The organism is Sporosarcina sp. ANT_H38 (genome assembly GCF_008369195.1).
GTDB lineage: Bacteria > Bacillota > Bacilli > Bacillales_A > Planococcaceae > Sporosarcina.
This window is the reverse complement of record NZ_VOBC01000002.1, coordinates 473,462-487,902: the sequence shown is the minus strand read 5'-3', so window position 1 is coordinate 487,902 and position 14,441 is coordinate 473,462. Positions and strand designations below refer to the sequence as shown.

Sequence of the window (14,441 nt, the reverse complement as noted above, 5' to 3'; positions counted from 1 at the left end):
TTTTTTAAAAAATAACACTTAATTGAATCAATTTCATAATAGGATTATTAAACGGGAAAAACGAACAATGTTGATTTCCGCTTCAGATGGACGCTTTCCGCGGGCACGGCTTCAGCCTCCTCGTCATTTCACTCCTGCGGGGTCTTCAGCTCGCGCTGTTCCCGCAGGAGTCGCCATCTTCCGCTACAATCAACGAGAGTAGTCCGTAAAATTGACGGACAATGAACTGGTAGATGAATTATATCGTTCGTCTTTATACATGAAATAAGTAATTGTGAAATTGATTCAATTGGTAGTAGATATAAAAGTAATTAATGCTTTAATCACTTTTGTGAATTGAGGAGAACTGATAAATCAATATTATTAATTTTTGTATTAATAATATTAATTTGCGTTGTTGATTTGATGAATTATTTGATATACAATGAATACAAATGAAAGGGGGAAAAAGCTTTTATTATGGCCTATCAAGTTATTAGTCAATGTCCTGTCTGTAGCGAAACACTAAAAATCACGAAGTTGCACTGCTCTCACTGTCACACAACTATTGAAAATGAATTCGAATTATCTAAACTAGCATCGTTATCGAATGAGCAGCTTCACTTTGTTGAAGTATTTCTAATGTGTAGGGGAAATATTAAGGAAGTTGAAAAAGAACTGGGAATTTCCTATCCTACTGTTCGTGGCAAGTTGAGTGAAGTTGTTAGTTCCCTTGGATATGAAACAAAAAAGAAAAATGAAGTAGATGAGAAAAAGGTCGTTGCTATGTTGGAAAGCGGAGAAATAACGCCCGAAGAAGCCATTAGGTTATTAAAAGATGAATAGGGGGAATCAACTTTGAGTGCAGAAATTGAAAAGATAATCACAATGGTGCAAGAAGGTAAAATTGATGCAGCAAAAGCTTCTGAATTGATCCATGTGTTAAATACTCGGGAATCTGGAGCTAATCTTGCTTCCAAAGCACCTGTATACATGGACAAAACATTGAAAGTACGTATTGTAACAGCGGAAAATGATAATGTTACTGTCAATTTGCCAATTAAACTTGTAAAAGTTGTATTGTTAGCTGGGCACAGTATCGCTGCAAATATTCCACAATCGGAAAAGTACGTAAAGGATATCGATATACGTTTAATTTTGGAAGCAATCGAAAATGAATTAGATGGTCAAATTGTGGATATTAAATCTGCGAATGGCGATATTATTTCAATCGCGATTGAATAGGGTATTTATATGCTAAAAGTAAAGGTGAAAACAAAAGGAGTAAGGCTCTGGATTCCAGTTCCTTATGTGATTCTCAACATAGGTATTTGTATTATTTCTTCAGAACTCGTAAATCGATTGATCAACAAGGGGGTAAAGGTGTCCATGAAGGATAAAGAACAATCCTTTACGATGCCACCAATAAACAAAAAAGACCTTAGAAATATTGTGAACGAACTGAAAAAGAATAAAGGACTTGAGTTAGTTGATGTCAAAGCGAAGGATGGGACAAAAGTTTCCATCAGATTATGACTGACTGCTTCGAATTGTAGTCCGGGAGTCTTGATTCGCGGATAAATGAACGGATCGTGCGTATCTTTAGGGTTTTCCGCATGAGAAAGCGATTGAATACCCGCTGTCTTGAACTCAATCTGTAAGAGTAACCTCGTCATTTCCAGATGCCGGAGCGTAGAACTTGGAATGTTTCCTTTGGTTGGAGATCGCCAATTGTCATCCGTTCTCTTTTGATACCACTGTAAAATACCTGGAGTTCTTCTATCCTGAGAACTTGAATGGTCTTCTCAGCGGTCTTTTTGTCAGGGCACTTCTTATTTATCCTGCATTAACGGGCATATTGGCTAGATACGCCACGTCCAGTTAGTCATCCCCAAATGATTGAAGCTTCTCTTTGTAAGTCAGGCCACTTACTCTATTCCCTTCGTACGATTGCAATCACAATTAGCCGTTAGATCACGTCTGTTGATTAACCATTATATTTCGAATGACAGAGCGAAGTCTGTTTATATTGAGTTTACATGTTTCTATTAAGATGAACTTATTGAAAGTGTTTAGGGATTGTTAGGCGAAGAAAGAGGGTTTTAATTGTAGAGGATTAGTTTCATTTCTAGGGTTAATTCGGATGATAAGGAGTCAGTTAAGACTTAAGTTATCTAGACAGTTATACTGTTAATAATGTGTATTAGTAGATGTGAGGTAGCTAAAACTTATCATTCACATTATATTATAAACTAAATCAAATCAAATCGGTTCAACGGAATGGAGCTAAACACTATGGACAAGAAAAAAGTCGGCTTGAAGCCGTTTTTCTCTCTAATTTTATCAACAGGTATCCCGAAGCTAGCTTTAGCTGTGGGCCTGACGGCAGGCGTGTTGACAACACTTGCAGGTTTGGTTGTGCCATTGCTAACGAAAAATCTAGTGGATGGCTTTTCAGTTTCCTCGCTAAGTGTTCCAATAATGATTGCTATTGGGGTAGCATTTATCGTCCAAGCAGTAATTGATGGAGTATCCATTTATTTGCTGAGTTATGTAGGACAAAAAGTAGTTGCGAGATTACGCGAAAGAATGTGGACAAAACTAATCCGTTTGCCTGTTAGTCACTTTGACAAGGAATCTAGCGGTGAAACGGTGAGTCGTGTCATCAATGATACGGGAATCGTCAAAGAATTGATAACGCAGCATTTCCCGCAATTCATTACGGGTATTATTTCGATTATAGGTGCGGTGACGATACTACTCATTATGGATTGGAAAATGACACTTATCATGTTAATTTCTGTTCCAATTACAGTAGCAATCATGATTCCGCTGGGGACAAGAATGGCGAAAATCTCTCGTGGTTTGCAAGATGAAACGGCTCTATTTACAGGTCAAATACAACAGACACTCGGTGAAATTCGTTTAATGAAGGCTTCCAACGCCGAACTGAATGAAGAGGCGAGTGGAAAGGCTGGAATTGACAAATTACTCGGATTTGGTTTAAAAGAAGCCCGTATTACTGCTTTGATTGCTCCGTTTATGTATTTAGTTGTCATGGTCGTTATTGTGATGATTATCGGATATGGCGGCATGCGTGTTGCGAACGGCACAATGTCGACAGGGGCACTAGTTGCTTTCTTGCTCTACCTGTTCCAAATCATATTTCCGATCACATCATTTGCGATGTTTTTCACGCAATTGCAGAAGGCAAAAGGCGCAACAGAGCGTATTATTGACATTTTAGAACTGCCATTGGAAGAAGGGCAGGATGGCTTAGTGGTAGATATAGCTAACAAATCAGTTCAAGTAGTAGACGTATCGTTTGCTTATGAAGAAGATGAGCCGGTGATTAGCAACGTATCCTTTGAAGCGCAACCTGGAGAAATGATTGCCTTTGCTGGACCTAGCGGCGGTGGAAAAACGACGATGTTTGGGTTGCTTGAACGTTTTTATGAACCTACGGCTGGTGAAATAAGAATCGGTGGCACCCCTATAAAAGAGTTGTCAATGGCATCGTGGCGCAGTCAAATCGGCTATGTTTCGCAAGAGAGCGCGATGATGGCTGGGACAATCCGCGAAAATCTATGCTACGGTTTGGAGGATGGCGAAAGCATTTTGGATGAACGGCTGTGGGAGGTCACTGAAATGGCGTATGCCGACGAATTTATTAAAAGCTTTACGAAAGGATTGGACACTGAAGTTGGTGAACGCGGTGTCAAACTTTCGGGTGGTCAAAGGCAGCGTATTGCCATCGCACGTGCTTTTTTACGTGATCCCAAAATATTAATGATGGATGAAGCGACAGCAAGTTTGGACAGTCAATCGGAAGGTGTCGTTCAAGATGCGCTGACACGATTAATGGAAGGGCGTACAACATTTGTTATCGCCCACAGGTTATCAACAATCGTTGATGCGGATAAAATTATATTTATAGAGAACGGGCAAGTGACAGGTAGCGGGACCCATCAGGAATTGACACAATCACATGCGTTGTATCGAGAGTTTGCTGAGCAACAATTGACGTAGGAATTGAAAAGAGTGCTGAATCATTGCGATTCGGTACTCTTTTTTGAATGGCTCAAACCTTTAAATTCGCTCCTATATAGAAGTTTTCAATTGCTGCAATTTCATCCGGAGTCCTTTCAGTAATTAACGTACAGTTAGCTTGCCGATAAATTTATCAAAGTGTTAAAATTGCAGGTCTGTTGATTAACCAGAAATAACCAGAAAGTAACTCAATCCCCCTCGGCCGCACTTGTATAGTCGCGCATTGGGGTCGCTTTGGTTTGAAAGACTTCTAGTACGATTACCGAGATGTTTGGATGTTTAGGGATGTGACTTTGTCGCATCCCTAAACAGTTTTTTCGTTAATCGTATGGTTGTCTTTCATCCGTCGCGCTCCAAATGCTTAAGTATACAGAGTGCTGAAGATTTTTGGGACGAAAAAATTGCTGGCTTCTTACCTTGAGAAAAGCCGCCAAAGATGCAATTTTGGCGGCTGATGCGTTCTCTATGGTTTTTCTTTATTTATTTTAAAGAAGTGTCACTTTCTAATAGGCAACACAAACTTACATGCATAAACTTTACTAAAAGTAAGCAAGGAACGCATTGTACAAAGTACAACAGTGCCCGAAATTGCATCTTCGGGCACTTACACTCTCCATAGAATGTCATCTATTCTTTTCTTCCAAAACAACCGCATTTTTCACTTGAACATTGTAGGAACGCGACAGGCAACGATTCTCAACAGGATTACTGAAAAAAGTGTTGCTAGAAGTGACGGAGTCACTTCTAGCCACATTAGACACTTCAGTAAATCTGTCATGAATAGTTAGTCGAAAGCGGTCCGAAAATAGTCCAGTGAAAATAGGGGTTATCAAACCCTTCTCACCAGTATTTTATGCAAATATATGTTTAATCAACAGACGTGTTAAAATTATCTAAAGATGATGTGTAGGAGGGATTTTGGATGAAACAAAACAAATATGATGAACTAGATTTCTTTTCTGCATATAAACATATGGCACGTTCAATCAAAGGACTCGAAGGTGCAGGAGAATGGCATATATTTAAATCATTATTACCCGACTTACGGCATAAAACGGTACTTGATTTAGGGTGCGGCTTTGGTTGGCATTGTCGATTTGCCCGTGAACAACAAGCAAGTTCAGTGGTAGGAGTCGATATATCTGAAAAAATGCTTCAACAGGCTAGTGAACTAACAGATGATCCTAAAATTACCTATTTGCAACTTCCTATTGAAGACATCGAGTTTTCAGCTTCACAATTTGATGTAGTGATCAGTTCGTTGGCTTTCCATTACATTGAATCATTTGAGGGTATCTGCAAAAAGGTATATGACTATTTGAAGCCAGATGGCACTTTCATTTTCTCAGTTGAACATCCCATATTCACCTCTCGACATGAACAAGATTGGTATCTTGATGATCAAGGGAACCGTCTGCATTGGCCCGTAGATAATTATCAGGCGGAGGGAGTACGACAAACTTCATTTTTGGCGGAAAATGTTATTAAATATCATCGCACAATTTCAACCTATATGAATGACTTGATTAATGCTGGATTTGTTTTGGAAGTTATTAAGGAATCTATACCTTCAGAAGAAATGTTGAAGAATGATGCGGCAATGGAAGATGAAAACCGTAGGCCTATGTTTTTGATGATTTCGGCTAAAAAAATAGTGTGAATTGATGGATAGTTGTGTTAAACTATTCTTACATTAAACGAACGGAGGTGAGGAATGATGTTAGACACTGTGTATGCACGTGAAAGTCTATTGGAATATTTAGCTACTTCATGTGCGATTACTCATGAAATTGCAGTCGACGGGATAAGTCTGTCCTTTTTTAGACAATTTCAGTAATCACACAGCTGTTTAGCATGCATTCCTTACGATTATTTTCAAGAGGGAAGGCCGCTTACACGCGGTCTTTTTGTGTTGCTTAGACTCAGATCTAAGCATGCACTCTGCGCTTTTCTTAAGGATGCTTCCAGTTGTGAAAACAGAACGAGGGGAAGCGGAAAATAATGATATGTACAATTCAACTAATAAGCAAAATGCTCGGTGGGAATATGATTTTTGAAAATCTTTCTTTGGAAATTAAAACAGGTGATAAATTAGGCGTTGTCGGGCGGAATGGCAGTGGGAAAACAACGTTATTTAAGTTGATTTCCGGAGCTGAGCAACCGGATAGTGGAGCAATTCATTTTAAAAAAGGAACGAAAATAGGTTACTTAGCGCAAATCCCTTTATTTGAAAAAGAAACGACTGGCTATGATGTGCTAAACAGTGCATTTGGAGAACTAAGGGAAATGCAGGCGAGAATGTCGGAGTTAGAGACGGAGCTGGCGATTGCTGGTAATGCTGATATGGACAAATTGCTTCGAATTTATGGAGATTTGCAGGAAGAATTTGCTCGTCGTGATGGCTATGCCGTAGATTCGGAAATCGAGAAAGTCATCAATGGATTGCAACTAAAACCATTTGTCGGACGTTCTTTTGGACAATTGAGCGGTGGCGAACAGACGAAGATTATGCTCGGGAAGCTATTATTGACGAAACCTGATTTGCTGTTATTAGATGAACCGACGAATCACTTGGACTTATTTGCAGTAGAATGGTTGGAAGCGTATTTAACGGATTACTCGGGAACAGTTATCATTATTTCGCATGACCGCTACTTTTTGGATTGTGTTGTGACGAAGGTTGCGGATCTTGAAGAAGGGGAAATTCATCTTTATCACGGGAACTATTCCGCCTTTATACTAGAAAAAGAAGAGCGTCTCATGAGGGAATTCCAGGATTACGAAGAACAACAAAAGAAAATAAGAAAAATGAGAGAATCGATTAAACGGCTACGGCAATGGGCAAATGAAGCCAATCCTCCAAATCCAGGATTGCACAGGCGAGCGCGCAATATGGAACGGGCTCTAGAACGGATGGAAAAAGTAAGGAAGCCACTTATCGATCCGAAGAAAATGACCTTATCGTTTGAAGCTGCACCGCGGAGTGGTAAGGAAGTTGTTATTATGGAAGGAATCACGAAATCATTTGGTCAACAGGAGCTATTGAAGGGGGCCGACTTCCATGTGTATTGGAAGGATCGGACAGCGATTGTCGGTCGGAATGGATGCGGGAAATCAACCGTACTTAGAATTCTTTTAGGCGAACTTCCGGTTGACACTGGATTGAGTAAAATAGGAAGTAGCGTGAAGATAGGGTTTTTGTCGCAGCACTTTGATATCAAGGACCCGAAGGCGCGTTTGATAGATGTCTTTCGTGATGAAGTAAATATTGCTGAAGGGGAAGCCCGACATATATTAGCGAAGTTTATGTTTTACGGTCCAGATGTGTTTAAACGAATTGGAGACTTAAGTGGTGGAGAAAGAATGCGCCTCCGTCTGGTTCAACTCATGTACCAGGATGTTAATTTCCTTGTGCTAGATGAGCCGACAAATCATTTGGATATTGAGTCAAGAGAAGTACTTGAAGAGGCACTGGAAGACTTTACAGGCACAATTGTTGCCGTATCGCATGATCGTTATTTCTTGAATAAATTATTCTCCCGCACTGCATGGTTGGAAGACGGAATTATGACGACGTTTGAAGGACCTTACAATTGGGCGCGTGACAAGTGGCAGGAGCTTCAAAGTCACAAGGTAGTCGGAGTGCCTGAACCCATTGCGATAAAAAAACCGACGATAGAAAAAGCGGAAATAGTAGTACCTATTAACTTGGAAGAAGAAATAGCGAGATTAGAACAAGCAATAGATAAAATGGAAAAAGAAGCGGAAGTTGAAATGGATTGGATGAAATATGAATCAATCATGGCTGAAGTGGCCGTGATGAAACAAGAGTTAGAGTCTTACTATGGAATGTGGATGAGTGAGCTAGAATAGGAAATGGAGTACACTGTCTGCGTAGGGATTAATCCTTTCGCAGACTTTTTTCAATGGGAAGAAAAACCTTGCAAAATTTATTCAGTCGGAGTAATATAATGACCAGATGACTAAAGTTGTTTTTGGGTCATTCGGATAATCCATTCAAAGTGAGGTGGAGAAATGGACCGCAGGCAGGAAATTTTGGAGGCAGCAGCAAAATCATTTTCACTGTTCGGCTATAAAGCGACGACGATGGATCAGGTCGCGAAAATTGCGAATGTCGGCAAAGGAACAATCTATACGTTTTTCGCCAATAAAGAAGAACTATTCAATGCAATTGTGGTGAAAATGATTAACGAAATGCGGGCGGAAGCAGATGCTGTTTCTGTTGAGGGTGCGCCATTCGAACAAAATGCGCATGCCAGGCTGATGCAAATGCTCAAATTCCGCGGAACACATCAATTGTATGCGAAGTTAATAGATGAAGAAAAAGAACTTCGTACACCTGCTGTTGGTGAAGTGCTGCAGGCAATTGAAAAAGAAATCGTTTTTTATGTAAAAGAGAAGATCGAAAAGGGAATTGCCAAAGGTGAAGTAAAGCCTTGCGATACTGAACTTGTTGCATATATGTTATTTAAAGCATACCTCGCACTTGTCTCGGACTGGACTAAAACCCACGATGAAGAGCTATCTGAAGAGCGTATCGCCGCTTTACTAAATGGGACCATTTTTAAAAGTCTCTTAATTTGAGACTTCATTTTTTATTCAAAAATGACCACTTGAGGAAAGTGGTCAACCAGTACAGGAGGAAGTAACTAAATGAAAAAATCGATGACATGGGCAGAATGGAAACTGGTCTTACGTTCAAAAAAATTGATCGTTCCAATGATTGCTATTCTATTTATTCCCGTTCTTTATGCAGGTATGTTCTTATGGGCGTTTTGGAATCCGTATGCCAATATGAGTGATTTGCCTGTCGCAATCGTTGACCTTGATAATGGGGCTGAAATGGATGGCGAGAAGCTAGCACTCGGGAAAGAACTAACTGATAAATTAATTGACAGTAAGCAGTTTGATTTTAAGAAAGTATCAAAATCAGATGCAGAAAAAGGGCTTGGAAATGAAGATTATTATGTCGTAATTGAAATACCAGAAAACTTTTCTGAACACGCAACTACACTTTTGGATGATGAACCGGAGAAATTAACAATTGTCTACAAGCCAAATGAAGGGTTCAACTTCCTTTCTGCTCAAATCGGAGAAACGGCGATGGACCGGATTCGTGCAGAAGTGAATGAACAAGTTGCTACAACGTATGCAGAAAAAATCTTTGATTCCATCACGGAAATGGGCGATGGGTTTGGTGAAGCGGCGGACGGTGCCGGTGAATTACATGACGGTGCCACAAAATTATCATCTGGCGCAGATGAATTAAAAGGGTATCTTGAAACATTGGCAAGCAGCACAATTACACTTGCGGATGGTTCACAGAAACTTGCACAAGGAGCGAGCGATGCTGCTAAGGGTGCTAATGAGTTGAATAAAGGACTTGGTACTTTATCGCAAGGATCAAAAGATCTTCTTACAGGAGCGCAAAAGGCATCAGCAGGCGCTAGTGGGCTGAAAGATGGCATCGCTCAATATACAGAAGGTGTCGGCCAATTAACAGTGAGTTATGGACAAATTGCCCAGAAAGAAAAAGAGTTTGATGGTGCAGTAAGTACAGTGAAAGAAAAAACAGCTGAATTAAATACAGCTGCCGGCCAACTTGCAAAAGGATCTACAAACTTAGGAGCTGGAATTGATCAGCTTTCAGCAAGTCTTGCTCCGGTACTTGCAACACTGACGGAGGAACAACAAGCAGGGTTAAATGCAGCACTGAGCCAAGTGAAACAAGGAAGTGCTGAGCTATCAGGGGGAATGCAGCAACTTACTGCTGGTACAGGTGCATTGTCGGCAGGTACTGCTGAGTTAAATGGTGCTGCAGGTCAACTTGCAGGCGCGCATAACCAGGCTATGGCAGGATTACAGAAATTGAATGGTTCATCTACAGACCTTCGCGAAGGGGCAAATGCTCTAGCATCGGGTAATGGAGAACTTTCATCTGGAATTGCTCAACTTTCGAAAGGCGTGAATACGGCAGAGAAAGGATCATCTGATCTGGCCTCCGGTCTTGCTTCATTAACAGAAGGATCGGGCACTTTGAAAACCGGAACAGATACACTTGCATCTAAATCGCAAGAACTCGCTGATGGATCAGCAACATTGGCAGACGGCATAGTAGAACTTGATGAAGGTACGCTGACGCTGCAAGAAAAACTTGCGGAAGCAAATGCAACAGCAAGTGAAGTGAATCCTACAGATAAAACATATGGCATGGTCGGAGCACCTGTCGATGTCGAGAAGGACGGCATTAACCATGTACCAAACTACGGTACCGGTTTTGCACCATACTTCTTATCTCTTGGACTATTTGTTGGTGCACTTCTTCTTTCCATCGTCTTCCCGCTAGTAGAGCCGGCTATTAAGCCTACAGGGGCATTCGGATGGTTTGCAAGTAAAGTTTCTGTGTTGGCAATCGTAGGTCTATTGCAGGCGCTTATCGCAGCGGGGGTTGTCAAGTTTGCACTCGGAATGGAAACAGTGAATACACCGTTATTCATCTTGACTGCAATCATCACGAGTTACACATTCATTGCACTTGTACAGATGTGCGTGTCCATTCTTAAGGACGCAGGACGATTCGTAGCAATTCTTGTCCTTATTTTGCAATTGACGACAAGTGCAGGGACATTCCCACTTGAATTAATACCAGCACCACTGCAAATTTTCAACACATTACTGCCGATGACGTATTCCGTTCAAGCATTTAAAGCCGCCATCTCAACAGGTAATATGTCGTTCCTTTGGATGAACAACGGTATTCTTATCGGATTCATGGTCGCATTCCTTGCGATTACATTCGGATACTTCGCACTGATTTACAAAAAGAGGTATTCAAAAGAAACAGTGGAAGCATAATTAAAATAGCCCCTCTAGACGGAAGAAATTCCGTCTAGAGGGGCTATTTTGTTGGTTTTTCGGTTGACAGCTATGAGTACAATTGTTTGGAGGAAAGTAAACAACATAAGGGAAAAACCCCTCAGAGAAATTGTCTCTAAGGGGTTGTCAAATTCGTTCAAGATCCTACGAAACCGCCACCATCAACATGTATCGTCTGGCCGGTCATATAGCTGGAATCACTTGAAGCGAGAAACACATAGGCCGGTGCATTTTCAGCAGGTTGGCCTCGACGTTTAACCGGCGTATCCGCACCGTGCTGTTTAACCTTTTCCTTATCAAATGTTGCTGGGATGAGCGGTGTCCAAATCGGGCCAGGGGCAACGGCATTGACACGTATCCCTTTTTCGGCCAAGTTCAGTGCGAGAGAACGTGTAAAGGAAGTAATGGCTCCTTTTGTCGCAGAGTAATCGAGCAATTCTTTTGAGCCGTTATAAGCTGTGACGGACGAAGTGTTGACGATGGTATCGCCTTTTGTCATATGATTCAAAGCCGCCTTAGACATATAAAATAAACCGAAGAAATTCGTGTCGAATGTTTCCCGAAGCTGGTCGGATGAAATCAGGGAGATATCTTTTTGTGGGAATTGTTTTGCGGCATTGTTGACGAGGACATTCAAACTGCCGAATTCATCAATAACCTTGTCAACCAATTGCTCACAATGTTCTTCCTCACTTATATCGATACGAATTTTCAGCGCTTTTCCACCATAACCTTCAATGAGTTCCACTGTTTTAGCTGCATCGATATCCTCCTGTTCACTCAAATATGCAATCGCTACATTCGCACCTTCCTTTGCAAAAGCGACAGCTACTGCGCGACCGATACCGCTATCTCCGCCTGTTATCAAAGTGTTTTTTCCTTTCAATTTTCCTGAGCCTACATAATTTTTATCATCATAAATCGGTGCAGGATTCATTTCCGCCTCTACACCAGGTTGCTGATTCTGTGTTTGCCCTGGCACCTGTTTATCAATTTTTTCATATTTATCTTTTGTCATGTGACTTCCTCCTATTTGGTTTATTATTTGTATAAAGAGATTATTCCCTGAATTGACGACTATAAACAAATAGATTAATCTATAAAAAAAGTAGTATATAGTTTTTTTATCCTGACAGATGGAATGGAAAACTAGTAAGGAAGGTGATGTTATTGAAAAAACGAAAGGTTTGGGACCGGATAAAACTGCCGATTGCCTCGGTCAGTTGGCTTGTATCGATACTTGTCGTCTTGGTCATTACCTACAACGAGGTACCACTCTATTACTATTTAGGATTCGGTTTTCTGGCATTATTATTTTTTGGTGTGTCGGACAGAGCTGCGTTTTTCTTTTATATCACATTAATACTTGTGACCGTATTCTATTTTCTCTTCCTAGCATTCAAAAATAGCTGGCAGCCAGGTGAACAGGCACTGGCAATCGGTCTGCATTTCATTTTCTTGATTCATTTATTTTCGCTTTATAGCTTATCGAAATATGTCTATCAGATTGGTGCGGAGAACAGGCTATTGAAAAAACGCATTAGCCAGTTAGAAGAATATATTTTAGAAGAGGGCGTCTTAACAAAGCGTGAATTTGAGAAACAGGCGGTACTTATACTAGCTAATATGAGCCGTCGTAATGAAATAGGCTTCTATTTAAAAGCAGATTTAAGTGATGTGAATCGGACTGTTCGGAAAAAAGTCATGCATACTCTAGCTAGTATGATGTATGCGGTGTTTCGGAAAAACTACGACATTGTCGGTCAATATAATGATTCAACGCTCATAGTTCTGGTTCAAAATACTGAAGAAAAGGGCCTTGAGATTGTAAGGGGGCGGCTTGAAAAGCTCTTGGTAGAACGCCTGGAAGAAAATGCGGTCGAGAAAATCAGGTGGACCGTAATGAAAATTGAGGGAGATAAGACCTTACGTGAATCGGTGGTGGTCACATGACAGGCCGGATTGGGGTTCTAATTCTGAGTTTTGTTCTGTTTCTCACTCTGCTTGTTATCGCAGTAATATTCAATGTTAGAATGTTACTGTTTTTTACGACAGCCCTTTTTTTAGTATTGCTCCTATACTATTCTATTTTAACGATTGCTGGATTGTATAGCAGGATTACACACAAAAAAGTCCCAGTATTGGACTTTTATCCTGGTGTAGATATTTTAATTCCAGCACACAATGAAGGAGTCGTCATTAAGGACACAATAGAAGCGATGGTAGCAATCGATTATCCAGGTATTCTGCAAATTTATATATTGAATGATAACTCATCTGATAATACAGCTGAAATCGCGGATGCGTTTGCAAATACCTTTAAAAACGTCCACCATATAAAAGTACCTCCAGGAGAACCACGTGGAAAATCGAGGGTCCTTAATTATGGACTAAGTATTTCGGAAAACAAATATTATTGTGTGTATGATGCGGACAATCAACCAGAACGGCACGCGCTTGTAAAGTTGGTTGCTATTGCAGAAACACAGGAACGGGCAGGCGGAGCCGTCGGATATGTACGGACGATGAACGAATCAGCAAGCTGGCTAACGAGAATGATATCTATTGAATTTCAAGTGTTTCAACTACTTATGCAATCGGGAAGGTGGCAACTGTTCAAAACAGGATCACTTACTGGCACGAACATGCTTGTGAAAAGATCGGTCATAGAAGAACTTGGAGGATACGATCCATACGCTATTGCGGAAGATGCAGAATTGACATTGCGTATTACACAAAAAGGGTATTATTTGCCGATTGTTCCAGAGTCAATCACGTGGGAACAAGAGCCTGAAACGCTTGGAGTCTACTTGAAACAAAGGACAAGATGGCTGCAAGGGAACTTATACATAGTAGAAAAAACGCTTACAGAACCAGGCTATTTCAAAGGGAAGCTGCTCGTTCATTCCATTCACCAGCTGCTTGTTTACGTCATTTTCTGGTTTTTTCTTGTTTTTTCGTATGTATGGTTTGTATTGGGAATTCTTGATGTCTTTTTTATCGAATACACTTATCCGCTCTTATTCATCTGGTATCTTGCCTATATTGTGTATACAGCGCAGTTATTTGCGGCACAGGCGAGTCAAAGAACCTTTTCGCCAGTTAATATTTTTGTCAGTGTCATTATGTACTTTACGTACGCGCAGCTATTTTCCTATTTGTTCGTACGCAGTTTGATTTTTTATATAAAAGCTAAGAAAAATCGCCAAATAATTGGTTGGGACAAGACAGAGAGATTTAAGTCTAAATAAAACGAGTTACTTGGACAGAGGATGTCCGAGTAAGGGCTTGATAACCTCCATTTTCACTGGCCTATTTTCGGACCGCTTTCGGCTAACTATTCATGACAGATTTAAGGAGGAATTGCAATTCATTCCTCTTTAGTAATCCGGTTGTGAATATTTGCCTGTCGGGTTCCAACAATGTACAAGTGAAAAATGCAGTTGTTTCGGAAGAAAAGAATAGATGACATTCTATGAAGAGTGTAAGTGGCCGAAGATGCAAATTCGGGCACT

Annotated in this window: 12 protein-coding genes; 11 read left to right on the top strand and 1 reads right to left on the bottom strand. The window is 40.6% G+C overall.

Going from position 1 to position 14,441, the window contains the following annotated elements; genetic code table 11:
* Positions 1 to 459 precede the first annotated feature (459 nt).
* The 9 genes from FQ087_RS14300 (at position 460) to FQ087_RS14265 (ending at position 10,905) form a co-directional block, all read left to right on the top strand.
* Positions 460 to 825, top strand: coding sequence for a DUF2089 domain-containing protein (locus FQ087_RS14300; protein WP_149581259.1), 366 nt, complete (start codon positions 460 to 462; stop codon positions 823 to 825).
* Between the two features lie 12 nt (positions 826 to 837).
* Complete coding sequence (locus FQ087_RS14295) at positions 838 to 1,224, top strand: SHOCT-like domain-containing protein (RefSeq protein WP_149581258.1); 387 nt, start codon at positions 838 to 840, stop codon at positions 1,222 to 1,224.
* 144 nt (positions 1,225 to 1,368) lie between these two features.
* Positions 1,369 to 1,515: a hypothetical protein gene (locus FQ087_RS23090; protein WP_255452342.1), complete on the top strand. Its 147-nt coding sequence runs from the start codon at positions 1,369 to 1,371 to the stop codon at positions 1,513 to 1,515.
* 759 nt (positions 1,516 to 2,274) lie between these two features.
* Positions 2,275 to 4,008 carry an ABC transporter ATP-binding protein gene (locus FQ087_RS14285; RefSeq protein WP_149581256.1) on the top strand — a complete coding sequence of 578 codons (1,734 nt, stop codon included), beginning with the start codon at positions 2,275 to 2,277 and terminating at the stop codon, positions 4,006 to 4,008.
* Between the two features lie 943 nt (positions 4,009 to 4,951).
* Entirely contained in the window at positions 4,952 to 5,689 is a 738-nt protein-coding gene (locus FQ087_RS14280) for a class I SAM-dependent methyltransferase (RefSeq protein WP_149581255.1), read from the top strand.
* A 54-nt stretch (positions 5,690 to 5,743) separates the two neighbouring features.
* On the top strand, positions 5,744 to 5,866 hold the full coding sequence (locus FQ087_RS23370; RefSeq protein ID WP_370456079.1) for an RAxF-45 family protein: 123 nt from the start codon (positions 5,744 to 5,746) through the stop codon (positions 5,864 to 5,866).
* A gap of 164 nt (positions 5,867 to 6,030) precedes the next feature.
* A complete protein-coding gene (gene abc-f, locus FQ087_RS14275; RefSeq protein ID WP_149581254.1) occupies positions 6,031 to 7,902 on the top strand; it encodes a ribosomal protection-like ABC-F family protein in 1,872 nt (623 codons plus the stop codon).
* A gap of 162 nt (positions 7,903 to 8,064) precedes the next feature.
* Positions 8,065 to 8,634 (top strand): TetR/AcrR family transcriptional regulator, encoded by a 570-nt coding sequence (locus FQ087_RS14270; RefSeq protein ID WP_149581253.1) that lies wholly within the window; start codon positions 8,065 to 8,067, stop codon positions 8,632 to 8,634.
* A gap of 69 nt (positions 8,635 to 8,703) precedes the next feature.
* A complete protein-coding gene (locus tag FQ087_RS14265; protein WP_255452340.1) occupies positions 8,704 to 10,905 on the top strand; it encodes a YhgE/Pip domain-containing protein in 2,202 nt (733 codons plus the stop codon).
* 157 nt (positions 10,906 to 11,062) lie between these two features.
* Here FQ087_RS14265 and FQ087_RS14260 read toward each other — a convergent pair whose 3' ends face one another.
* Positions 11,063 to 11,944, bottom strand: coding sequence for an SDR family oxidoreductase (locus FQ087_RS14260; RefSeq protein WP_149581252.1), 882 nt, complete (start codon positions 11,942 to 11,944; stop codon positions 11,063 to 11,065).
* 152 nt (positions 11,945 to 12,096) lie between these two features.
* On the opposite strand from FQ087_RS14260, the gene FQ087_RS14255 reads away from it, so the two are divergent.
* Both FQ087_RS14255 and FQ087_RS14250 read left to right on the top strand, forming a co-directional pair.
* The gene (locus tag FQ087_RS14255) at positions 12,097 to 12,879 is read left to right on the top strand and encodes a hypothetical protein (protein WP_149581251.1); all 783 of its coding nucleotides are present in this window, start codon (positions 12,097 to 12,099) and stop codon (positions 12,877 to 12,879) included.
* On the top strand, positions 12,876 to 14,177 hold the full coding sequence (locus tag FQ087_RS14250; RefSeq protein WP_149581250.1) for a glycosyltransferase family 2 protein: 1,302 nt from the start codon (positions 12,876 to 12,878) through the stop codon (positions 14,175 to 14,177). Before FQ087_RS14255 ends, FQ087_RS14250 begins: the two co-directional genes overlap by 4 nt.
* Positions 14,178 to 14,441 lie beyond the last annotated feature (264 nt).

Bases quoted from the DNA above. Each gene is read 5' to 3' on its own strand.
- FQ087_RS14250 (WP_149581250.1), top strand. From the start codon at position 12,876: ATGACAGGCCGGATTGGGGTTCTAATTCTGAGTTTTGTTCTGTTTCTC.
- FQ087_RS14285 (WP_149581256.1), top strand. From the start codon at position 2,275: ATGGACAAGAAAAAAGTCGGCTTGAAGCCGTTTTTCTCTCTAATTTTA.
- FQ087_RS23090 (WP_255452342.1), top strand. From the start codon at position 1,369: ATGAAGGATAAAGAACAATCCTTTACGATGCCACCAATAAACAAAAAA.
- FQ087_RS23370 (WP_370456079.1), top strand. From the start codon at position 5,744: ATGATGTTAGACACTGTGTATGCACGTGAAAGTCTATTGGAATATTTA.
- FQ087_RS14260 (WP_149581252.1), bottom strand. From the start codon at position 11,944: ATGACAAAAGATAAATATGAAAAAATTGATAAACAGGTGCCAGGGCAA.
- FQ087_RS14280 (WP_149581255.1), top strand. From the start codon at position 4,952: ATGAAACAAAACAAATATGATGAACTAGATTTCTTTTCTGCATATAAA.
- abc-f (WP_149581254.1), top strand. From the start codon at position 6,031: ATGATATGTACAATTCAACTAATAAGCAAAATGCTCGGTGGGAATATG.
- FQ087_RS14270 (WP_149581253.1), top strand. From the start codon at position 8,065: ATGGACCGCAGGCAGGAAATTTTGGAGGCAGCAGCAAAATCATTTTCA.
- FQ087_RS14265 (WP_255452340.1), top strand. From the start codon at position 8,704: ATGAAAAAATCGATGACATGGGCAGAATGGAAACTGGTCTTACGTTCA.
- FQ087_RS14300 (WP_149581259.1), top strand. From the start codon at position 460: ATGGCCTATCAAGTTATTAGTCAATGTCCTGTCTGTAGCGAAACACTA.